The following is a 22,765-nucleotide window of genomic DNA, read 5'->3' on the forward strand; positions in this document are numbered from 1 at the left end:
AGAAATATTACATAAATAAAGGAATATTTTTCTCAACATATGTAAAGCCTTTTTCATTTTTTATCTCTCATTTTTACAGCATTAAAAAGAAAGATTATGAAAAATTACAAACAACTTCAACTGATTAATCCTACTGAACTATTTAATCCTGCTCCCTACGGTTTTTCCCACAGTATTTCAATACAATCTCCTTTCCAGATGTGCTTTATAGCCGGGCAGAGCGGCGGTGTGGGAGAACAGCATCTGCTGGCTGATGATTTTAAAACCCAGGTCCGGGATGCTTTAAATAATCTTAGGATCGTACTGCAAAGCCACGCGATGACCTTTGACAATATCGTTAAAATCACCCTTTTAATCGTAAATCACAGCCAGGAAAAACTGGCTATATGGGCTGAAGAGGCCGGAAAGGTATGGAATCCTTCATTTTTACCTGCAAGTACCCTTATACCTGTCAGCCAGCTGGCATTACCCGGGATGTTGTTTGAGATAGATGCGATTGCAGTGAAAGGTTAGTTCCTGTTAAGACGTTCTATAATTAATGATGCAAAGCTTCTTATTCCGGTTCTGATACTTTCCTCATCCACCTGGAAATCCGAGGAATGATTCATGGCAATCATTCCTTTTTCAAAATTAGATCCACCCAGAAAGAAGTAAACTCCGGGGATTTTTTGTTGAAAATAGGAAAAATCATCATTGAAAAACGGGACCTGGCCGTAATCTATGGCAATCGTATTTTTACCATAGATATTCTGAAGGATTTCCGTAGCTGATTTGGTCAATTTTTCATCATTGATAACTGTTGGGTTTCCCTGTACAAATGAAACGGAAAGAAGCTGATTTTGATAACCGCTATCTTTAATGATTTTCTGAACTCCGGGAATTATTTTATCTAAATCAGAGGAATTCGTCTCATACAGATACGTTTCAAGAAAAAACTCATTATTTTTAGAATAGGCAGTAAATTTTCCATCCGTGAAAAGATAATCTTTGAAAATAGTATCGGGATTTGTCAATCCGATTTTAGGATCAACAATAGATTGTATTTCCCAGGGCTTAGTTCCGGGATGAATACGGAATAAAAAATTACTGATCTTCTTTGTTAACCCTTTTGTCTCTTCTTCAGATAATTCATTTTTTAACTGAACTCTTATTTTCTTCTGATAAGCAAACATTTCATTCGGTTTCACCATGATCTGCCCGGCCGGTATAGCGGTTACATGTAATCCGTATATTTCGTCAGGATTTATTTTGGAAAGCAAACCATTATTCAACATTCCTATTGCTCCTTTGAATGTTTCTTCTTCAGGCTGGAATATAAAATATACTGTTCCTTTCAAGGATTTTTTATTCTTTGCAAGAACTTCAGCAATTCCCAATCCAATCGCCATATGTAGATCATGGCCACAGCCATGCTGAACTCCTTTAATTTTCGATTTGAAAGCCTCCGGATCAGAATTATCATTGAGGAGTGCATCCATATCCGATCTCCAGGCTATTTTCTTTCCTTTCTTATCTCCTTTCAAGATTCCTACAACACCATACCCGTAAACATCCGTCCGGACTTCCAAACCTAAATCAAGCAGATATTGCTTAATTTTTTCCTGAGTTTGTTTTTCCCCACCCGCCAATTCCGGGTTTTCATGAAAATTTCTCCTGATATTAACCAACTTATTAAATATTCTGTCTGTTTCGAGTTGAACAGATTGATGTATTGATTGTTTCTGTATATTATGGGAAGATTGGACATCCACCTCTGTTTTGCTGTTCAATCCTTGTGCAGAAAGTGCAGAAAAGATCAGACATAGTACAGTTAAAGCAAGTTTTTTCATGGTTTGAAGTAATGGGTTGTATCAGGGTTATTTCCAGAAACAACTATTGTTTTTATTTCATTACGTACTATTGTTATATAGTATTTCTCTGATGTCTAAGGTAAGGCTATTTCATCCTTAAGCCTAAAAAACATTTACACCTTGCCCAATTTCAGCGTTTTATTTTCGAATATAGGCATCTCCTGATATGCATTCTGAATAAAACAATTTCCTACCACATTATTTAAAACAATTCTAAACTATGTGAAAATTGGATCTCTACAATCCCTTTATTTAAAGCATTTTTCTAAGTATTTTTTTTAAACACCTTCAAAAATTACGTAGAAATACTGAAGGCCATCCAACAATAACTGATTAATTTTGAGTAAACAAAAACTAAGAACTATGGATCGCCTGAAAAACATTCAATCATTTCTGAGAAAAGAGACCTTATCTGAAAAATCCGGCAGCTATAGATCAAAGGCATGATAGCCTCCTGCTGAAAGGGAGTTGAAGATATCTAACCCAAAATTTTTAACGAAATGAATATTATTAACAAAATCCTCAACGTCGATGATTATTATTTCGACGTATTTATGTCTATCTCGGAAGCGCTTGCCGGGTTCACGGTAAATGAATTGCAGTCTACAGGTTTGGCAGAAACCTATTACACATACATTCTAAAAAGCTTAGAAGCTGCTACTTTCGCAGAATTCCTTACAGTCTCTAAAAATATACTTGAAAGTTCTTCCGATGAACATCAATTAAGAAATGCCATACAATCCGGGATTATAGCCGACCCCGGAATGAATGATATGGCCGGAAAAGTGATCACCATGTGGTATCTGGGAACCTGGGAAGGAGCTTATATCAATGATCTTTCTTACAAAGAAGGTCTTGTCTGGAACCTGATGCACTCCCATCCACCCGGAGCAAAACAACCGGGCTACAAATCGTGGAATATTAAACCTGTAAACAGCAACTCATGAACCCAATCAATAATAAAAAGGATGTGATCATCGTAGGAACGGGGATCGCAGGATCACTCATCGCAAAATTACTGACTGATCATGTGTTTGATATAACAAAGGGAAAGATGATCCACCGTGCAGATGCAGGAAAATCGGATAATATCCGTGAAATATCAATACTCATGTACGAAGCTGGATTAGAAGCCGGTCTGGAGCTGGATTCTGTATCGTCAATGACCACGTATAATGAATATATGCGCACTTTTTTTATGGAGGAAGCTAAAGTTCCCAACTCACCCTATCCTAATTTAAAGCAGGCTCCTTCTCCGAATGTTCTCGATATGGAACAGATCACTCCCCCTTTTCCGGGTAAAAAAGGATATCTCGTTCAGTTTGGGCCGATGCCGTTTGCAAGTGACGCCATCAGAGTAGGAGGCGGAACTACCCTTCACTGGCTGGGAACTACCCCAAGAATGCTTCCGAATGACTTTAAGCTTACTGAAAAATACGGCATTGCAATAGATCAGCCGGATTCAGACAAAAAAACATCCATCAACTGGCCTATAGATTACGAGGAATTAAGGCCTTATTATGAAATGGCCGAATTTGAAATCGGGGTTTCAGGAGATGTTTCAAGGCAGGAATATCCTATTTCTGAAAGTTCAGAAGAATATTATGGAAAGTATGTTTTCCCGATGGAAGAAATTCCTCAGAGCTATATGGATCATAAGATCACTGAAGGTCTCAAAGGTACAAGTGTAAAGCTAAGCTCGGGAGAGATTCCTTTACTGCTGGTACCTTCTCCGCAAGGGAGAAATTCCATTCCCAATCCAAAATACGGAAATACAAAGATCATCAAAGCTGAACCCAGCGGATCCGGGTACAAACTGATGTTAGACAGTTCTGAAAAAGAAGAATACAAGGCTCTTGGTGCTGTCTGGAATCCGTATATGGGAGAACGCTGTGAAGGAAATGCTTCATGTGTTCCGATCTGCCCTGTCCAGGCGAAGTACAATGCTTTAAAAACATTGAAAAAAGCATTGTATAAACTTAATGAGAACGCAAATCTTAAGCGTAATCCCTATATGCAGGTACAGGCCCAGAGTGTGGTTTACAGATTAAGTGTCGATCAGAATGATAAAGAGAAAATTTCCAAGGTTCATCTGAGAAGGTATATTTCAAAAGAGAAAACCGATTTCGTTGAAGAAGCGGTTGATACTTCGGATTCTATTGTTATTCTGGCAGCAAATGCTTTTGAAAATCCAAAGATTTTACTGAATTCCAAATACACGGATCAGGACGTTGTAAAAAGCGTTGCCAACAGCAGTGACCAGGTAGGTAGAAACCTGATGGACCATATGGTAATGCTGACCTGGGGACTGTTCCCTGAACCGGTTTATCCATACAGAGGCCCTGGTTCTACCACGAACATTTCATCTTTCCGTGACGGAAATTTCAGGGGTGAATTTTCAGCATGGATCTCTCCGCTTGATAATTGGGGCTGGGGCTGGCCGGCATTTTCTCCCGGATCTGATGTTGCAGAATTTATTGGCAAAGGTCTTTTCGGATCAGAATTGAGAGAAGCGCTTACGAACAGGCTTTCAAAACAGGTGTTGTTCCATTTTGAGATCGAGCAGCTGCCACATCCCAATAACAGGGTCACTATTAATGATCAGTACCTGGATGCTCTTGGAATTCCACGTCCTGTTATTCATTATGAACTGACAGACTACGAAAAGAAAGCGATGGAGCAGGCAAAAAAAGCTTCGGACCAGATGTTTGATAGATTGGGCATTCAGGATTTTACAAAATATACGGATGCAGATAAAAATTCTGTGTTTTACAACGGAGAGAGGTATTCTTACAACGGAGCGGGCCACATTGTAGGAACTCACAGAATGGGTTCTGCAGCGGAAAATTCTGTAACCAACAGCTATTGTAAAGCCTGGGACCATTCGAATTTATACATTGTAGGAGCCGGAAATATGACAACCCTGGGAACTTCAAACCCTACTTTAACATTATCAGCATTCACAATCCGTTCAGTAGAATCCATTCTTGCTGATCTTGAAACCCAACTTAAAAAATAAAAACATGAGACAAAGACTTATCAATAAAACAGAACAACCACAGGAAACTCTTTTACAAGGAGCAAAAATGGCAGGCAGAAGCGCCGTTGTTTCCGATTCCGTTTCTTTACCTTCTTTATTATTTGATTCAACACTCAGTAAAGAAGATTGGGTTGAAGGATTAAAGCATCACAGCAAAATATTGACTCATCTTTTGCTAAACGATCAGACCGAAGAGTTTAATACTTATCTGGAATCTCAGTTTGGCTCAGGAGTTTCAGAATTTAAAAAAGGGGTAACCGATGTAGATTACCGTCCGGTTTTACAGGATCTTTTACAGACGGCAATTCTTATTGAGCACTCTACAATTCCGCCTTATCTTACAGCTTTATACTCTATCAAAGACGGAACCAATGCTCTGGCTTCACAAATCATACGAAGTGTAGCCGTAGAAGAAATGCTTCATCTGATCATGGTGTGTAATGTACTGAATGCCATTGATATTCAACCTTCCGTCAATAAGCAGGAAAACTACCCTACCTATCCGATGAAATTACCGATGAATGTTGATTTCTATATAGGCCTGGAAACCTTCTCATCTAATAGTATTGCTACATTTATCGCTATTGAAAGTCCGAGCAAGCCTTTGGTAAAAGCCCCGAAATATGATCATGAAACTGATTCTTCAGCATTATTTTCCCAAAGAACAGCTGTGCAGGAAAACAATTTCTGGACTCTTGAAAATATGAAGGGTTTCATTATGGAAAATGTACATACCATCGGTGAGTATTATGATGTTTTATTCTTCTATATCGTTATTTTCCAAATCATTGCTTACTGCAAAGAACATGGAAGCCTTCCGAAGGATTTCAATGAATTAAATACCGGAGGAATTTTTACAGGGGATCCTGCAAAACAGATCCGTCCTGAGCAGTATTACGGAAGTGGTGGTAAATTACACTCTGTGGAAGCTTTAGCCGGAGTAATCGCCGTTTTCCAGGAAATTAAAGGACAGGGTGAAGGAGCGGATGATTCTATTTTTGATGTTGATCCTTCGCAGTTTGAAGAAGGTATGGAGCTGGCCCATTATTTCAGATTTAAAGAAGTTTTCCATGAGCATTTCTATCTTGGAGGAAAGTATGAATCTTTTATGGATGAAAACGGAATGATGCCAGTGACTACGCCACCAACAGGAAAAGATTTACCTGTAGACTGGAACGAAGCCTATCCTATGAAGCCCAATCCTAAGCTGGAAGATTATACCGGTAACAAGGAACTCTATGCACAGGGAGTTGAGTTTAACAAAACATACAGACGTTTATTAGACGCTATTCAAAGTGCTGTGGAAGGAAATCAGAGAGAACTTGAAAAATCCATCATGTATATGTATGCCCTGAAAGAACAGGCTGTTGGCCTGATGAAACAGCCGCTGGATTCTCAGCATAATGCAGGGCCAACTTTCGAATACATCAATTGATAACCATAAAATTATATATCATGCTTAAAAGAAAAAAAGAAAGTCCCGAAGCGGGAGGAGAACAGTTATACCGCAAAATGCCGGCTCAGGATAAAGGTGTTTTGGCAGCATTAATGGACGGCTATTCAAAACTTCTTATCGATGATCCGGTGAGACCGTTCAGAGAAGAAAATCTGCAGGCAATAGAGAATAATGTAGATTATGGGATTCTTGCAGCTTTGGACGGTACATGGGTAAGTTACAATGTTAATTATAATAAAGCTGTCACCAAACCATCACTGGCAAGCGGAGTGCATACTACGATCATGCCTTCACCAGGTACCAATTCAGGGACAATTCCCGGAAAATTCGCCTTTGACTGTGAGGAATATATTGAGAAGTTAACATTTTCTATTGTTCCCGGCGGGGTCCGTAACCGCGGCGGGGCCAGTGAACTTTTCTGTGGAGCGGTTAAATACGAGCAAAGCATTAAGAGCGTTACTACCGTACAGGGACAAGACGCTTTACAATACACGCCTATCCATGAAGAAAACGGGATGTATCTATGGCTGAGTGATGTATATAATCATGCGGCAACTAAGGAATCTATCGAAAGGGACCGTGGCATACATGCTTTTTCACAAGAGGATTTTGAAAAATACGGTTATAAGGGTGAGTACAGAGATGAACCTTTGGTAAGGGTAACACCGGACGGGGAGGAAAAAAAATATATTCTTTTGAGCCAGTTACAGCCTGGGCAGCCCTATTATGAGATTATTCCGGCACAGGAATTAAAACCTGGAGCAGGAATTGATGGTCCTTATTTTATTCCTGACTACTCTATTTCGAGAAGCGGTGTTATTCCTCATGGCAGTACTATTACTTTACTTGGAGATATTGCTCCTCAGAATATTTCTGAGAACACCTTCTATTTAATTGAAGGTTCTCCTAAATTTCCTTATGGTAAAGAGGCATGGGAGACTAATCATCTTTCGATTTCACGTACAATGGGGAACGCAGGGGTAACGCCTGATGATATCATTGATCTTGACCAGCCTGCACCGGCCTGGGTACATGAAACACTCACTGACGATAATGACAAGGGGTCAAATAAGATCTACACCCAACGGATACTGGCAGACGATTTATATCCTTATTCTGTGCGGCCTGATCTAAGGCTCCGTGATACACTAAGAGGCCAGGAAGTCAGCAATTATGTTCATGTGAAAATGTCATCTAAAATGAAGACCGGAGCACAGGGGGGAATTTTAAATGTTCCGTTTGTCAACCGTTTTGTTCCGACTGTTGAAGTGGATATGGATATGTGGATTGAAACGGTCATCGAAAATGGAAAAGAAATTCTTCAGCTGCAATACGAGCAGATCGTATTCTTCGAATTTGATTTCGGAAATGACGGAGGCACTACAAGCTGGCCCCACATCCAGGTCAATACCCTTCGTAAGCTAGAAGATATTCCTGAAGATCAGAGAAAGGTGATAGAAGAACAGTTTTTTAATAAACAACCTGATCTCGTGACTGGCAGTACGGCTGATCCGGCAGCCGGATGTCCTTACCATAAAGTTTAATGTTATTGATTGTAACACAAAATAAAGGGGCAATAATTGCCTCTTTTTTGTTTATATTGAGATTTGTTTTAAAATAGCATGATAGATACCATACATTGCCGGATACTACAGATTTTCATAGGTTTTATCCACTAAAAAAGAGACGGCTTTCTTGATTTTTTCCCGTCCTTCAGCAGTATTGATATCTATTCCGCAAAAAACGCTGCCATTCACAGAAGCATACAGGTTCAGGTAATAAAGCCCCGAAACCAGAATAGCCGATATTGCGCGAAAATCCTGCGCATGTTCTTTAAAATAAGGATCTGCAATAAATTTGAAAAGATTTTCGCCGTTTTCCTCTTGTAGATCAGTGAGCTTTTTGAGTGATTTCCGGGATTCGGATAAGCGCCACAATAATACTTTTTGCAACTCTTTATTGGAGTGAACATAATCGAATTGTGCCAGTAACATGGCTTCTGTAAGTAATTTTCCTCCATCATTCAAATTCAGCATTGTTTCATCAGGTGTCGCATTGCTCCAAAAATCCTGTGAGCGGATATATTCGTCCATCAAGCCGTCCATTCCGCCAAAATAGGTATAGATCATTTTTTTATCTACTCCGGCAGTAGCAGCGATATCATTGATCTTTAGTGCTGCATATCCTTTCGTTTTCAGAATTTTTCCAACCGCATCTAAAAATTTTTTCTTGCTGCGTTCCTTGTTCCGGATACTGCCAGCTGCTGATTTTCTTTCCATGACAAATATTCAATATACAAGTTTATGAAATTTTTTATTATTTTAGACACTTATAAGTGTCTTATTTTATATATTTGCAAAAATTAGGTCATTCCAAAGAGCAGGAATACAGCCCAGGAATAAAAAGAACGGTCTATATTACACTCACGATCAGTAGGTAAAACCAATACAGCAGGATTATCTAATCATTGCAGAAAAAGGTACATCAGTCATTCCAGCTGATCAAAATAGGGTCTGGATATATCCACAAAAAAGGCAGTCCAGCGTGAAAGTAAAACATTAAACTCAATTATTTTACTTCATCCACTGTCCGGATCATGAATACAAAATACTGTATTTCAATAATTTAAACTAAAATTAAAAAAATAATATAAAATTTTTTGTTTTTTAGACACTACATAGTGTCTTATTTTATATATTTGTAAAAACTAATAACCATTTCATATATTAAATGCTGATAGAATGAAATGTAGGCAACACCATGAGAAATCTAAGGTGTTGCTTTTATTTTCAGGAACCAGTAAAGTTATTTTTCCCAACCTGTTAAAATTCATAGGGTACTTCTTTTTTTTGTTTTTAAAATAAAACACTGTATATCAGCAACTAAATATTCAGTTAGAAATATTTTTGGAAAAAACAATTATTTTTAGACACTAATAAGTGTCTTATTTCATATATTTGCACAAACTAATAAGCATTCCCTATATTAAAAACACAATCGAAGTTAAAAAACTAATTTCCATATTCCGTGCAGGATCAGCCGGGAAAATCTGCCCCAGCATTAATTAAAGCTGTAAAGTAGGTAAAAACTGAGTGGTCCTCCGTTAAATGATCCTGTTGTTTAAGAACGTAAAAAATGAGGAGGGAATGAAACGTAAAAATGTTGTTGTGGGCACAATGAATGAAAAGATAATTTCGAAAACCAGCAAGTAAGGTAAAAACACTGAATGTAACAGCACCATTGGATTTCTGATGATGCTGTTTTTAATTTCAGAAAATAGATTTACCTGCCGGGGCCCATACTTTTCTTGATCCCGATCGCAGATTATCCAGCGCAACTAAGACTGCGGATGCTTTCCATCATTAGCAGAAGAACCGGGAACGATATCTTAAAAACTAATGTTATCAAATCTTATACTCCTGCTTAATTGCTGATATTTTATTATGTTAAATATTTTTATCACCAACATGTGTTATATTTGAATCTCAAACGATAAAAATGAATACATGAGAAAATTAACGAGAAATCAGTTGAAGAAAACAATGGCAGGAGCCAAATTACCGACAGACCCTATCGGCCCTGTATGCGGCGGGGCTCAATGTCCGGATGACAACTACAGATGCTGCTATCATCCTGTTGGAAATTATTGCAGTACAAGAGCTTGTACTTAATCAAAATACCGCCCTCTTTTTAGAGGGTTTTTTATTTTTAAAGGTAAAGGTCATGTCATATTCATATTTTTAATTGTAAAAATTGATTGCATTAAATAGCCGGAATTGGGCTTAACTACAGATATTTTATTATGTTAAACAGTTTTATCACCAATTCGTGTTATATTTAGACTTCAAACGATAAAAAATTAATACATGAGAAAATTAACGAGAAAACAATTGAAAAAAACAATGGCTGGGGGACCTTTAGACCCAGTTGAAGGATTAGATCCTACAGGACCGGCTTGTGGAGGTTCTCAATGCCCGGATGACAACTACAGATGCTGCTATCATCCTGTCGGAAACTATTGCAGTACCCAGGCTTGTACATAATGAATATAACCCTCTTTTTCAGAGGGTTTTTTATTTTTCCCGATCTTTTATCATCCGGTCTTTTTCTTTATACAATCATGATAGAAAAAACCAATAACAATCATAGATGAAATTTTAAAAGTTTACTTTCTATTTTATTTTGATTCTTTTCCGCTTCCGAGTAAATTTGTACAAAATAAAATAATGAATTATACACTTGATCTTAATACGCAGGAACCTAACTCTAACATTGTATTTAATACAATCATATTCGATTCATTCAAGGTTAATGTAGTGGAAAGATATTTGGGCCGCATGGATTCCCATCCCAGATTATGTCATGTTTTATTTAAAGTCAGAACCCTGGACAATGATATTATTAAAACGAGAGCAGGTCATGGAAGGGTCAAAGTCAAAGGAGATCTTTTCGATTCTTACCAGAAACTGATAAAAGTCCTGAATTCCTATGAGTATAAAAACAAACTGCTCAACAGGCAAGAAGCCGAACAGGATTATGTCCATTTCATTTTAAGCCTGGTTATTGTTAATTATCAACTTAATTAACTGTGATATTGATTTTCTTCAAGGATTTAACAGCCGATTATCTAATCCAGCCCACTATACAATCACAGAAGCCCAGAAAAGACGTAATCTGTGTAAAAAATATGGCTATGGCTCAGGATTGATATACTTTTTTGCAATTGTAAAGCAATAGATATTAAGTAAAAACTGACTGTACCCATAGACTGCATCTTCTACCGGAATAGTAATCATCCTAACTCCCAGGAAATCGGCAGGGTTATAATTAACAACTGGCGACTGGATGATGGAGCCTGTCAGTATACCATTTACAGCAAAAAAACCAGGCATGAGAATCAGGTAGGTAAAAGTTGCCTGCCCTATCCATTCTCTTCTGGCAACAAAATGGAGATAGCAGAGCGTTACAAGCGTTACAATAACAGTTAATAAAGTATAAATCCTATCATAATACAACAATCCTGCAACGCTGAGAAAAATAACCGCTGTAAATACAATAAGGGTATTAAAAGCATTGGCCCAGGCAAGATTAAAAAATTGATCCAGGCAGTAATAGGTAAAAACACAGGCAAAAGGTATACAATAGAAAAACAGCCACTCCTCAAGAGGAAGCCCGGCTATGACGAGACCCAGCGTATAGCGGGTATCAAACCACCATACCCCCATACTGCTAAACCAGATGTCCCAGATAATAAACGGTATAGCGACCACTGTAGCTGAGAGCAAGTAGGTACCAAAAAGTTTGTTAAATTTTATTCTTCTGTCAAAAGATGCTAAAAAGCAGATGACAACCGTGAAAAAATTAATTAAAATATAGGTATAAGGCATCATTTTTTATTAAAATACATTTTAAAATAAGTCATGGGAACCCACAGGAAACCAAAGCACTCCCCCTTTTCTTTTCCAAGGTGCTTATGGTGCTGCTTATGGGCACGGCGGATGGCAAGAAGATATGGATTCTTAGTTTTTGTGAAAATTTTAGCCCTCTGATGAATAAAAATATCATGAACAAAAAAGTAAGCCATTCCGTACAGGCTGATTCCAAGGCCAATAAAAAAAAGATTACTAAAGTTCTGCTGTACTCCTCTATACAGCAAAGCGATCGCTGGAGCAGCAAAGATGACAAAAAATAAATCATTTCTTTCCAATGAGCCCTCATTGCTGTGGTCATGATGATCACGATGCAGTACCCATAAAAAACCATGCATAATGTACCTGTGGATAAGCCAGGTAGCTCCTTCCATGGAGACAAAGACCAGCAAGACGATCAACAGGTTCATTTTAACAGGTTTTTTTGATTAAAAAAATCTTCCAAAACTTTATATCGGAAATTAAATATGCTGTTTAGTTTGGCGCGCACAAATAACCAGTGGGCAATTCTTCCTACAATACCAAACGGCAGTTCATATTCTACAGTATCCTTCATTAAAACCCCATTTCCGCTTGGAATAAATTCATGAAAATGGTTCCAGTATTTATAAGGTCCTGCTTCCTGAAAATCAGTAAAACTCTTCTGATCATCCACCTGTACTATTTTTGTTTTCCAGAACATGGGGATATTAAGTAATGGAGAGACCTTGTAATTGATTTCCATTCCTTCATAAACAGGCTGTTCCTCAAGGTCTGAAAGAACGATAAACTTCATGCTCTTAGGTGTTATTTTTGATAAGTTATGAGGCGATGAAAAAAAATTCCACGCTGTCTGTAAGTCACAGTTCAACTGCTGCTCTCTATATAACCGGTAAACCATTATTTGTTTTTTAAGTTTATGTTAGAATTTTTAATAAAAGCTCCGTCTATGGTATTTACCATCTCATAAATAAGCGGATTTATAGCGTATATAGCTTTTAAATGCCAGGAATACTTTTTGAGAATTGGGGATTCTGATTCTGTTATGTAAGATCTTTTGAGAACTTGTTCTCTTTATTTTTTCAAATAATGACAGATAATATCTGTACGCAAGATAAACCCCGAACATGGAAGAGCCGGGTAATTTTTTTATCCCTGTTAAAGCTTCTTTAAATTCTGCTTCGATTTCTTTCTCAATCTGATCTTTCACAGCATTGTCAAACACTGCCATATTGATCCCGGGAAAATAGGTCCGTCCTAAAATGTGGTAGTCATCCTTCAGATCCCTTAAAAAATTTACTTTTTGAAAAGCTGATCCCAGTTTCATTGCAAACGGTTTAAGTTCTTCAAACTTTTCCCTGTTCCCTTCTGTAAATACCTGCAGGCACATCAGTCCAACAACTTCAGCAGAGCCATAGATGTATTCGTTGTATAATTTTGAATCGTAATCAATTTTCTGCAGATCCATTTCCATACTGTGCAAAAACTGTTCGATAAGTTTTCTATCAATCCTGTAGTTGCGGACAGTCTCCTGGAAAGACTGCAAAATCGGATTAAGGGAAATCCCTTCTTCCAAAGCATGGTAAGTTTCTGTCTTTAATCTGTTCAGCAGTTTTTCTTTATTATACGTGTGGAAGCTATCAACAATCTCATCTGCCAGACGTACAAAACCATAAATCGCATAAACAGCAGAACGTATGGAAGGTTTCAAAGCTAATATTCCCAATGAAAAACTCGTGCTGTACTTCTGAGTCGTCCGTTTGCTTACGTCGTAAGACAATTCATCAAACAATTTTTTCATATTCTTTTACTTTAAGATTATTTACTTCGGTGGCTACAATCTTTCCTGAAATAATGGAGGGCGGTACCCCGGGGCCGGGCACGGTTAGCTGGCCGGTATAAAAAAGGTTGGAAATCCTGTTATTTTTAATCTTTGGCTTTAGAACTGCAGTTTGTGATAAAGTATTGGCCAGTCCGTAAGCATTTCCCTGATAGGCATTGTAGTCAGAGATGAAATCACTTACACAATAGCTCCTTTTATATTCTATTTTTGAGCTGATATCCTTTAGTCCGGTATGCCGTTCAATTCTTATCAGCATTTCCTCCAGATATTTTTCCCGGATGTCTTCATCATCATTGATCCCGGGAGCCAATGGCATGAGTAAGAATAAGTTTTCACAATTTTCAGGGGCAACACCAGAATCCGTTTTTGAGGGAGAGCAGCAATAAAATAATGGTTTGCGCGGCCATTTTTTATTTTTATAAATACAGTCTATATGATTATCCAGATCATTTTCAAAAAACAATGTATGATGTTTTAAATTTGGAATTTTCTCTTTTATCCCTAAATAATAAATCAGGCAGGAAGGGGCAAATGTTTTGCTTCTCCAATATTCTTTATTATAATTCCTAAGTGATTTGGGGAGCAGTGTTTCCGTATGGTGATAATCTGAGGATGCTATTACTGCATCAAATTCATAATTCCTGTCATTGATAAGAAGTGAAGACACTTTCCCGTTTTCAATATTAATCTTCTGCACTGCCTGGTTAAAATGAAATACAGCACCCTGTTTCTCAGCAACCTGCTTCATGGCCAGAACCAATTGATAAAAACCTCCCATTGGATACCAGGTACCCAATCCATAGCCTCCATAATTCATAAGGCTGTACAGTGCCGGAATATTCCGGGGTGAGGCACCGAGAAAAATAACAGGAAATTCCATCAGAGATCTCAGTTTCGGATCAGAAAAATACCGGGCAACATACTTTCTGAAATTAGTTAGCAAATCAAGCCGCAGTGCGCTACCGGCAATTTTCAGGGAAACAAACTCCAGCCAGCTATGACAAGGCTTGGTTACAAATTCCTGCATTCCGACTTCATACTTAAATTTTGCAGACTGCATAAACTTATCATATTGCCTGGCGGCTCCTTCTTCTATTTGCTCAAACAGGTTGCGGAGATCATCATTATGTTGAGGAACAGAGATCTTTTCATCTGAAAAAATCATTTCAAACTGAGGATTCAAGGAAATAAGCTCAAAAAAATCACTGGATCTGCAGTCGAAATCCTGGAAGAACCCTTCGATGATATCCGGCATCCAGTACCAGCTGGGCCCCATATCAAAAACATATCCCTCTTCTGTCATCAACTGTCTTGCCCGTCCGCCGGGCTGGGAATTTTTTTCAAAAACATGTACTTCATTTCCTGATTTTGCCGCGTAAGCAGCAGCAGAAATTCCGGAGAACCCAGAGCCTATAACTGCTATTTTCTTTCTTTTTGCTGTTTTCATGATTCTTTTTTATAATGGATAGGGAGACCGGTCAGGTATCTATTGTTGTATTTTTTTAGAATTTTTAATTTTGCAAATAATCATAGGCGGCATCCAGCAGATCTTTAGATTGTAAATTTTTACGGTAAATAGAATGATGAAATTCATTCAGTTTGGATAGCAGGCGGATGAGTTCCAGTTTTTCAAAATAGGTTAAAGCTCCTGTTACAATCTGGGAAGCCTTGCGGATTTTATGCATTTGATCATCCAAAGCCTGAAGCCCTTTTTCTGTTATTTTAATAACTTTTATCCGTTTATCCGTTTCAGAATCCGTCTGTTCAGCCCACCCATGATGAATCAGCCGGTTAATAATCTGTATTCCTGCCGGCTTTTCATGTACGTTTTCTTTAATTAACTCCATTTTTGGCATAGCCCCAAACGACTTCAGGGTGGTGAGATAGATAAAATCTTCCTGAGTAGAAAACACTGAATCGCTGATTGCTGATTTAGAATATGACTTTGCATATCTGTTCATGTGCACTATTAAAGTATTAATCACACTCTCTGCACTTCTGCCATTTTCTTTTCCTTTCCAATAAGGTTCCTTTGCTGAATAACGGCCTTCGGAAGATGTTGCTACCCATTCTTTGAAACCTGTAAGGTCGCTGCTGTAATTCATTTTATTTTTATTTTCGGTTTCAAACTGGTGAACCAGTTCTACCACCTCATGGACAAGCTTGTAATTCATAAAAAACAAATTAGTATACAAATGTACTAATTTAAATAATACAAAGTATATTAATATACAATATAAACTTTAATATTTTTTCGAAACGAATACTGGAAGCAAAATAATCACTCCTTTTAATGGCAAAGCTTTTCGGTTTTTATCAGCACACTTTTATGTCTCTTGATATATACAAAAAAGCCCCTAAAAAAAGGGGCTTACATTGTCGCTGAACATATAGTCGTCATTTCTTTTTTCCGAATGAATATTCTTCATAAACCGTAGTGATAAGCTCATGGGCATCTATATTTCTTGAGAATATAGGATAATGAAAACGGTCCAGTTTATTAAGAATTCGAATAAGATCCATTTTTTCATCATAGGTAAGGTTTCCGGCTACAATATGGGTAGCCTTCCTTATTTTTTCCATCTGATTTTCCAGTGCCTCCAATCCTGCTTCAGAAATATGAATCAGTTTACTGCGTTTATCGATATCGGATTCGGTCTGCACAATCCAGCCCTGGCGAAGTAATCTGGCTATAATAAGCATGCCGACAGGCTTTTCATGAATATTTTTTTTGATGAGCTCCATTTTGGTCATCTGCCCGAAGGCTTTAAGATTGATCAGATAGATGAAGTCTTCCTGCGTAGAAAACTCCGAATTTGAAATTGCTGATTTTGAATAGGTCTTTGCATATCGGTTGAGGTGAACAAGCAAAGTATTGATCGCACTTTCGGGAGTTCTTCCATTTTCTTTGCCTTCCCAATAAGGTTCTTCCAGTTCTCTCTGCACTGCCGCATTTTCTTTATCGAACATCCATGCCTTAAAGCCCTGGACAGTTCCGGAATAAGCATTGGGGTGATCCTGGTTTTCCATTTCAAACTGCTCCAGCAGCCCCATAAAGTCTTTGATAAGGGTATAATTCATATTGCATAAATAGTTTACAAATATACCTTTTTAATTGTACTGGCCAATTTACAATTCATTTTAAAATATAAACCTTATCAAACATTTTAAAATAACAAAATGTGGTATATTTTTTATTAATATAATCTTAATATGGTTTACTATTTGTAATCTCTGAAAGGAAAGTTTAACAAAAAATATTCATTAATAACCTAAAATTTTGAGACATGATAATAAGTGAAGATTTATTATTGGCCTATGGTGCAAATTATGAGACCTTTGAAATGAACGAAACGATTTTTTATGAAGGAAATTTGCCTAAGTTTTATTTTCAGATTACACATGGTATTGTTGAACTTAACAATTACCACGAAGACGGTAAAGAATTTACTCAAAACATTCTGTCTGACGGTCAAAGCTTTGGAGAGTCTTTTTTATTTGACGACAAGGTCTACCCCACCAATGCCACCGCTAAAACCACCTGTACGATACTTAAACTGCCCAAAACCGACTTCTTTCATTTATTGAACCAACATCCCGAGGTTTCCTCCAGAATGTTTAAATGTCTTGCCGACCGGTTGTATTACAAATATGTGATGCTCTTTAACGTTTCATCTCCGGATCCCATCCTTAAAATCAAAACGGTAATGGATTGCCTTAAAGGAAATGATGACAATAATAAATATTCATTTCAGATTCCCCTTACAAGACAGCAGTTGGCGAACTTAACGGGATTACGGGTGGAAACCGTTATCAGAACGATTAAAAAAATGCATAATATTAATTTGGTAAGACTTCAAAACAGAAAGATATTTTATTAAACATTCTGTTCCCATCATGTTTACAGATCTATGGACTACACTCTACAAAATACTTCATTCCCCAGTAAAAAGAGCTATAGAAGATCCTATAGCTCTTTTTAATTGATTCTAAAAATTATTTATACCTGATAAAACTGATCCAGTTTCTCTTCGCATAACGTCCGGATGACTTCTATCCAACGGTCTTCATCATTCAAGCAGGGTATATAATGAAAGTTTTCTCCTCCTGCTTCTAAAAACTGCTCCTTCCCTTCCACCGAAATTTCCTCCAGGGTTTCGAGGCAATCAGAAACAAAAGCAGGGCAAACTACCGCTAGATTTTTAATTCCCCGGGCAGGAATGGTTTCCAGCGTATGATCCGTATAAGGCTCAATCCATTTATCTTTTCCCAATCTCGACTGGAAAGAAACAATGACTTTGTCTTTTGATAATCCAAGCTTTTCGATAACGCGTTCCGTTGTATTGAAACATTGATGGCGGTAACAAAACTGATGGCTGGGATTCGTTTCCCTGTAACAGCAGTCATTGAGATTACATGTTTTGGTAGGATCAGTCTTATAGATATGCCTTTCGGGCACCCCGTGATAAGAAAACATCAATGTATCCCATTTTTCAGGAAGTTTCTCCTGAATACTTTCCGCTAAACAGCGAATATACATATCCCGGTGATAGAAAGGCTGGATATACTGTATCTTCAGATCGGGAAATTTTTTCTTTCGTACTTCTTCCGCTTTTTCGATTACCGTTTCGGTGGTACTCATCGCATATTGCGGATAGAGCGGAAAAAGCACAATTTCGGAAACCCCGTTTTCAACCAGTTTTCTGATTCCTGTTTCAATGCTGGGTTCTGCATATCTCATCCCGATCTCAACCGGCACATCCGTTATTTTTTGAAGTTTTTTCTGTATTTTTTTTGTAATGACGATCAATGGTGAGCCTTCCTCTGTCCAAACCGTTGTATAGGCTGCAGCAGATTTTGCAGGTCTGGTATTCAAAATAATTCCGCGTACCAGAAGAGCACGGAAAATCCAAGGATAATCGATCACTTTTTCATCCATCAGGAATTCATCAAGATATTCCTTTACGTCCTTTACAGCGGTTGATCTTGGAGAGCCAAGATTGACCAGTAAAATTCCTTTTTTAGCCAATTTTTTTATTTTTTTATAATGGTTTATATGGTTATAAGATCAGCTATTCTGTTAATGCTTCCTTATAGGTTTTCAATGCGCGTTCCCGGGCTTTTTTATGTTCAACAATGGGTTCTTCGCGGTAGTCTTCAGCAGTCCATTTTTTTATGTATTTAGCATCTTTATCAAACTTTTTTGCCTGTTCATAGGGATTGAATATCCTGAAATACGGGGCTGCATCACAACCACAGCCGGCTGCCCACTGCCAATTCCCGTTGTTGGCTGAAAGATCATAATCTAAAAGCTTTCCGGCAAAATAGGCTTCTCCCCATCTCCAGTCGATAAGAAGATGTTTGGTAAGAAAGCTTGCGGTAATCATCCTTACCCTGTTGTGCATGAAACCTGTTGCATTAAGTTCTCTCATTCCTGCATCAACAATCGGATATCCGGTTCTGCCTTCGCACCATGCCTTAAATTCCTCTTCATTATTTCTCCAGATTATATTCTCATACTTTTTTTAAAACATGATGCTACAACATCAGGAAAATGGAACAGGATCTGCATAAAAAATTCTCTCCATATCAATTCATTAAGCCAGGTTTCACTATGCCTGACAGCATATTTCACACATTTTCTTACAGAAACCGTTCCGAAACGAAGTGCTGTTCCGAGATGGGTTGTATTATTCATCGCCGGAAAATCCCGGTATTCCTGGTAAGACGCTATAATCTTTTTATTGAGTTCTGGTTTTGCAAATTCTACGGTTGTCTTTTTAAAACCAATTTCCTCAAGCGAAATAATTTCTGCAGAGCCATGAAATACGGCACAATGGGTAAGGTCGGGAGCAACATGTTCAATATCCTTCAGGCTTTCCCTCCATTTTTTGGAATAAGGAGTGAATACTGTATAGGGTGAACGGTCGCTTTTAAGTATTTCATTTTTTTCAAATATCACCTGATCTTTGAAGTCTGCAAATTTGACAGCATGCTTTGAAAGCAGATCAGCGACTGCCTTATCCCTTTGAATGGCCAGAGGTTCGTAATCCCTGTTGCAGAAAACCGTATTAATATCGAAATCTTTAACCAGTTTTTTGAAAACCTGCAGTGGATTTCCGTGATAAATACGGATACCGCTGTTATATTGCTGTAATTCGTTATGAAGGTTTTGCAAGGCCCTGTGAATATAATCTACTCTTTTATCACACCTATCATGAAGCTTATCAAGAATCCCGGTATCAAATATAAAAACGGGAACAACTTGTACCCCTGAACGGAGCGCCTGATGCAGGCCTGTATTATCCTCCAGCCTAAGATCTCTTCTGAACCAAAAAATATTGATCTTACTCATTTTAATAGAAAATTGTTTTACCGTCTGCCATAAACGGCATTGTAAAATAGTAAACAAATATACTAATTATAAACTCAAATTAGTATATTTGTAAACATAGTTTAATCTGTTTTTATTTTAATGTAAGATTGTTGAAAATACAATACAATAGAATTATGAATACTATTAGATTTGATCAATTAAACCTGACAAGAGATAAAAATCTCATCGATGATTATTTTAATGTAATGGTAAAAAAGGAGCTGAACATAGATATTTCTTTCAGTAATGAATATGTAATGACCCGAAATATTGTATCAAAAAAACTGATCCTGGTCAAGACATTTTCGGATTCCATAACTTCAGATTCACAGCTTCATCTTTTAATACAGTCTTTGATTCATAAAATCAATACTGGCCTTTTAAGCAGGGATCAAATGATGGCAGCAATAGAAATGTTCAGAGAAAACAAATAAGTTTATCAATACGGAAATGCAGCAATAAGGCCTGTTAAGCATTGTCAATAATACATTGCAACCTGTGCAGATCATAAAGAAAAGCCCTCAAAATAAAATTTTGAGGGCTTTTCTTATGCCGTTATTCTGTGCATCCAATGAAGCGGCAATGAATATCTTATGTATTTTATACCTGTTCTTTCATATATTTGGCGACCATATCTTCCAGGTCTTCCAAATTAAAAGGTTTTGACACATAATCATCTGCCTGGGCTTCAGTTGCCAAAGCAACAATATCATTATTGGCCGTGACGTATATTACCGGAATATTTTTAAATTCTTCATTGTTTTTCAGAAGCTTTGTTGCCTCTACCCCGCCGATTTTCGGAATCCAGTTATCCATTAAAATAACATCCGGCCTATACTCGGCTACTTTTTCAAGAATATCATGTGACGTTTCCGAAATTTTAACTTCATAGCCATTCTCTTCAAAAATTATGGTGACCACTTCCAAAATAGCAGTATCATCATCAAAAATCAAAATTCTCTTTTTACTCATATTCGTTAGACTTATGTTTGTTCGATATATTACAAATGATTTATATAATCCGCTAAATTAGCCGGTTTAATAATTAAATCATAATCAATTTCTTCCACAGCGTGTTTGGGCATATAATCCACTTCTGCGGTTTCCGGATCCTGAATCCAGACCTGGCCGTTATTTTTCTTTATGTAGCTTAAGCCCTCAACTCCGTCTGCATTGGCCCCTGACAATAATACGCCTATCATATTCTCCCCATAAATTTCTGCTGCAGACCTGAAAGTCACATCAATAGACGGGCGGGAATAATTCATCTTTTCCGAGCTGTCCAAAGACATATTCCTCTTATTTTCAAATAACAAATGATAATCTGCAGGAGCAATGTATATCTTGTTATTCTGAATTTCAGTTTTATCTTCAATTTCAATGACCGGTACCTGTGTAAACTGCTGTAAAAGTGTTTGCAAAATATTCCCGGACTGAGCTTTACGATGAATCACCAGCAAAATAGGAATCTTCAGCACATCATCTAATTTTTTGATCATCTCAATAATGACCTGTAAACTTCCTGCCGACCCTCCAATAATGATCAATTCTATATTTTTTTGTATTTTCATGACTGATCTGTTAATGGTGATCTAGTTTCTTCCAGATTTTCTGTTCATCAATCTGATGATAATTTTTATCAATTGTCGAAAACTTCAGTGTTTCCTTAGCTCCTAAAGCGAGAAACCCTAAATTTTCCAGGCTGTTGTCAAAAAGCCGGAAAACCCTTTCCTGCAGTTCTCTGTCAAAATAGATCAAAACATTCCGGCAGATAATCAGCTGGAAACTGTTAAAAGAACTGTCTGACACCAGGTTATGCGTAGATAAAATGAGCTTTTCCTGTAGACTTTTGTCAAACTTCACACTATCATAATTCGCAGTATAATAATCTGAAAAGTCCTTTATACCGCCTGACTGAATATAATTTTCAGAATACAGTTTCATCTGTTGTAAGGGAAAGACACCGGCTCTCGCCGTCTCCAGAACAGATGGATTCAGATCTGTCCCGTAAATCAGTGATTTATGATAAAGACCGGCTTCTTTCAGCAAGATGGCCATAGAATAGGCTTCCTCTCCCGTTGAGCATCCTGCGATCCAGATCCGGATTAAAGGATAGGTCCCGAGCTGAGGCAGAATTTTCTCCCGCAACGTTTTAAAAAAAAGAGGATCCCGGAACATTTCTGTAACGTTTACCGTAACTTCTTCTATGAACCGTTTTAAATACTCGGAATCATTCATGACCGTATATCTGAGCTCCGCAAAGCTGGTAAACCTGTCTAACAGGCAGATACGGTTGACCCTTCGCTTAAAGGAAGCTCTGCTGTATCCCGAAAAATCATATCCATACATTTCATAGACATCATTGATCAGGTACTCTATTTCTTCATCTTTTACAATACTCGGTTCCAGCATTAAGTCAGTTTTTCTATAGCCGTTATTAACAGGTCTACATCGATCGGTTTTGATACATAATCCTTTGCTCCCGCCTCAATACATTTCTGACGATCTTCCGGCATCGCCTGTGCCGTAACAGCAATTACGGGAATATCTGCAAGCACCGGACTGCTTCTTATAATCCTGACCGCTTCATAGCCATCCATTCCCGGCATCATCATATCCATAAGGACTACAGAAAACTGATGATCTGACTTCAGGATCTCAATAGCCTCCTGCGCCATCATACAGCTCTCCACCGCATATCCACGAGACTTTAGTGTCAGTTTCAGTGCAAATATATTACGCGGATCATCATCCACGATTAAAATTTTCTTACTCATCAGAATTTTAACTGT

General features: G+C 37.7%; 24 protein-coding genes and 1 pseudogene. 10 read left to right on the plus strand and 15 right to left on the minus strand.

Going from position 1 to position 22,765, the window contains the following annotated elements; genetic code table 11:
* Positions 1–96: 96 nt before the first annotated feature.
* On the plus strand, positions 97–513 hold the full coding sequence (locus tag MUW56_RS01250; RefSeq protein ID WP_292011470.1) for a RidA family protein: 417 nt from the start codon (positions 97–99) through the stop codon (positions 511–513).
* Here the strand turns inward: MUW56_RS01250 and MUW56_RS01255 are convergent.
* Positions 510–1,829, minus strand: a complete 1,320-nt coding sequence (locus MUW56_RS01255; protein WP_292011471.1) for a M20/M25/M40 family metallo-hydrolase — start codon at positions 1,827–1,829, stop codon at positions 510–512. The two genes, MUW56_RS01250 and MUW56_RS01255, sit on opposite strands and share 4 nt — an antisense overlap.
* Before the next feature lie 521 nt (positions 1,830–2,350).
* Between MUW56_RS01255 and MUW56_RS01260 the strand changes: the two genes are divergently transcribed.
* Genes MUW56_RS01260 through MUW56_RS01275 form a run of 4 tightly spaced genes read left to right on the plus strand, consistent with a single transcriptional unit; the run spans position 2,351 to position 7,890 of the window.
* The gene (locus tag MUW56_RS01260) at positions 2,351–2,797 is read left to right on the plus strand and encodes a hypothetical protein (protein ID WP_292011472.1); all 447 of its coding nucleotides are present in this window, start codon (positions 2,351–2,353) and stop codon (positions 2,795–2,797) included.
* Complete coding sequence (locus MUW56_RS01265; protein ID WP_292011473.1) at positions 2,794–4,869, plus strand: GMC family oxidoreductase; 2,076 nt, start codon at positions 2,794–2,796, stop codon at positions 4,867–4,869. Before MUW56_RS01260 ends, MUW56_RS01265 begins: the two co-directional genes overlap by 4 nt.
* A 4-nt stretch (positions 4,870–4,873) precedes the next feature.
* Positions 4,874–6,325, plus strand: coding sequence for a ferritin-like protein (locus MUW56_RS01270; RefSeq protein ID WP_292011474.1), 1,452 nt, complete (start codon positions 4,874–4,876; stop codon positions 6,323–6,325).
* 20 nt (positions 6,326–6,345) lie between these two features.
* A complete protein-coding gene (locus MUW56_RS01275) occupies positions 6,346–7,890 on the plus strand; it encodes a peroxidase, FMP-type (RefSeq protein ID WP_292011475.1) in 1,545 nt (514 codons plus the stop codon).
* Positions 7,891–7,995: 105 nt separating this feature from the next.
* Here MUW56_RS01275 and MUW56_RS01280 read toward each other — a convergent pair whose 3' ends face one another.
* Positions 7,996–8,625 (minus strand): TetR/AcrR family transcriptional regulator, encoded by a 630-nt coding sequence (locus tag MUW56_RS01280; protein ID WP_292011476.1) that lies wholly within the window; start codon positions 8,623–8,625, stop codon positions 7,996–7,998.
* Between the two features lie 1,227 nt (positions 8,626–9,852).
* Between MUW56_RS01280 and MUW56_RS01285 the strand changes: the two genes are divergently transcribed.
* From MUW56_RS01285 to MUW56_RS01295, 3 genes are all read left to right on the plus strand, one after another.
* On the plus strand, positions 9,853–10,017 hold the full coding sequence (locus tag MUW56_RS01285; RefSeq protein WP_292011477.1) for a hypothetical protein: 165 nt from the start codon (positions 9,853–9,855) through the stop codon (positions 10,015–10,017).
* Positions 10,018–10,212: 195 nt separating this feature from the next.
* Positions 10,213–10,389 carry a hypothetical protein gene (locus tag MUW56_RS01290; RefSeq protein WP_292011478.1) on the plus strand — a complete coding sequence of 59 codons (177 nt, stop codon included), beginning with the start codon at positions 10,213–10,215 and terminating at the stop codon, positions 10,387–10,389.
* A gap of 183 nt (positions 10,390–10,572) precedes the next feature.
* Entirely contained in the window at positions 10,573–10,932 is a 360-nt protein-coding gene (locus MUW56_RS01295) for a prevent-host-death protein (protein ID WP_292011479.1), read from the plus strand.
* A gap of 105 nt (positions 10,933–11,037) precedes the next feature.
* Here MUW56_RS01295 and MUW56_RS01300 read toward each other — a convergent pair whose 3' ends face one another.
* The 7 genes from MUW56_RS01300 to MUW56_RS01330 form a co-directional block, all read right to left on the minus strand.
* Entirely contained in the window at positions 11,038–11,736 is a 699-nt protein-coding gene (locus MUW56_RS01300; RefSeq protein ID WP_292011480.1) for a lycopene cyclase domain-containing protein, read from the minus strand.
* Positions 11,733–12,185, minus strand: coding sequence for a sterol desaturase family protein (locus tag MUW56_RS01305; protein ID WP_292011481.1), 453 nt, complete (start codon positions 12,183–12,185; stop codon positions 11,733–11,735). Before MUW56_RS01305 ends, MUW56_RS01300 begins: the two co-directional genes overlap by 4 nt.
* A complete protein-coding gene (locus tag MUW56_RS01310; RefSeq protein ID WP_367118478.1) occupies positions 12,182–12,550 on the minus strand; it encodes a hypothetical protein in 369 nt (122 codons plus the stop codon). The genes MUW56_RS01305 and MUW56_RS01310 overlap by 4 nt, the downstream gene beginning before the upstream one ends.
* Before the next feature lie 168 nt (positions 12,551–12,718).
* The gene (locus MUW56_RS01315; protein WP_292011483.1) at positions 12,719–13,555 is read right to left on the minus strand and encodes a phytoene/squalene synthase family protein; all 837 of its coding nucleotides are present in this window, start codon (positions 13,553–13,555) and stop codon (positions 12,719–12,721) included.
* A complete protein-coding gene (locus tag MUW56_RS01320) occupies positions 13,539–15,044 on the minus strand; it encodes an NAD(P)/FAD-dependent oxidoreductase (protein WP_292011484.1) in 1,506 nt (501 codons plus the stop codon). Before MUW56_RS01320 ends, MUW56_RS01315 begins: the two co-directional genes overlap by 17 nt.
* 64 nt (positions 15,045–15,108) lie before the next feature.
* Positions 15,109–15,771 (minus strand): MarR family winged helix-turn-helix transcriptional regulator, encoded by a 663-nt coding sequence (locus MUW56_RS01325; protein ID WP_292011485.1) that lies wholly within the window; start codon positions 15,769–15,771, stop codon positions 15,109–15,111.
* 223 nt (positions 15,772–15,994) lie between these two features.
* Positions 15,995–16,678: a MarR family winged helix-turn-helix transcriptional regulator gene (locus MUW56_RS01330; protein ID WP_292011486.1), complete on the minus strand. Its 684-nt coding sequence runs from the start codon at positions 16,676–16,678 to the stop codon at positions 15,995–15,997.
* Between the two features lie 206 nt (positions 16,679–16,884).
* On the opposite strand from MUW56_RS01330, the gene MUW56_RS01335 reads away from it, so the two are divergent.
* Positions 16,885–17,478, plus strand: coding sequence for a Crp/Fnr family transcriptional regulator (locus MUW56_RS01335; protein WP_292011487.1), 594 nt, complete (start codon positions 16,885–16,887; stop codon positions 17,476–17,478).
* A 119-nt stretch (positions 17,479–17,597) separates the two neighbouring features.
* Here the strand turns inward: MUW56_RS01335 and hemH are convergent, their stop codons facing one another.
* Positions 17,598–18,626 carry a ferrochelatase gene (gene hemH / locus MUW56_RS01340; RefSeq protein ID WP_292011488.1) on the minus strand — a complete coding sequence of 343 codons (1,029 nt, stop codon included), beginning with the start codon at positions 18,624–18,626 and terminating at the stop codon, positions 17,598–17,600.
* Between the two features lie 43 nt (positions 18,627–18,669).
* A pseudogene (locus tag MUW56_RS01345) lies at positions 18,670–19,952 on the minus strand (deoxyribodipyrimidine photo-lyase).
* Positions 19,953–20,107: 155 nt separating this feature from the next.
* Between MUW56_RS01345 and MUW56_RS01350 the strand changes: the two are divergent.
* A complete protein-coding gene (locus MUW56_RS01350) occupies positions 20,108–20,407 on the plus strand; it encodes a hypothetical protein (RefSeq protein ID WP_292011489.1) in 300 nt (99 codons plus the stop codon).
* Positions 20,408–20,573: 166 nt separating this feature from the next.
* Here the strand turns inward: MUW56_RS01350 and MUW56_RS01355 are convergent, their stop codons facing one another.
* From MUW56_RS01355 to MUW56_RS01370, 4 genes are read right to left on the minus strand one after another with little or no spacing between them, the layout of a single operon-like run.
* Complete coding sequence (locus tag MUW56_RS01355; RefSeq protein ID WP_292011490.1) at positions 20,574–20,945, minus strand: response regulator; 372 nt, start codon at positions 20,943–20,945, stop codon at positions 20,574–20,576.
* 29 nt (positions 20,946–20,974) lie between these two features.
* The gene (locus tag MUW56_RS01360; protein WP_292011491.1) at positions 20,975–21,544 is read right to left on the minus strand and encodes a chemotaxis protein CheB; all 570 of its coding nucleotides are present in this window, start codon (positions 21,542–21,544) and stop codon (positions 20,975–20,977) included.
* Between the two features lie 10 nt (positions 21,545–21,554).
* Positions 21,555–22,385 carry a protein-glutamate O-methyltransferase CheR gene (locus MUW56_RS01365; RefSeq protein WP_292011492.1) on the minus strand — a complete coding sequence of 277 codons (831 nt, stop codon included), beginning with the start codon at positions 22,383–22,385 and terminating at the stop codon, positions 21,555–21,557.
* Positions 22,385–22,750 (minus strand): response regulator, encoded by a 366-nt coding sequence (locus MUW56_RS01370; RefSeq protein ID WP_292011493.1) that lies wholly within the window; start codon positions 22,748–22,750, stop codon positions 22,385–22,387. The genes MUW56_RS01365 and MUW56_RS01370 overlap by 1 nt, the downstream gene beginning before the upstream one ends.
* Between the last annotated feature and the right edge of the window lie 15 nt (positions 22,751–22,765).

It is taken from the genome of Chryseobacterium sp., from assembly GCF_022869225.1.
In the GTDB taxonomy this organism is placed as follows: Bacteria; Bacteroidota; Bacteroidia; order Flavobacteriales; family Weeksellaceae; genus Chryseobacterium.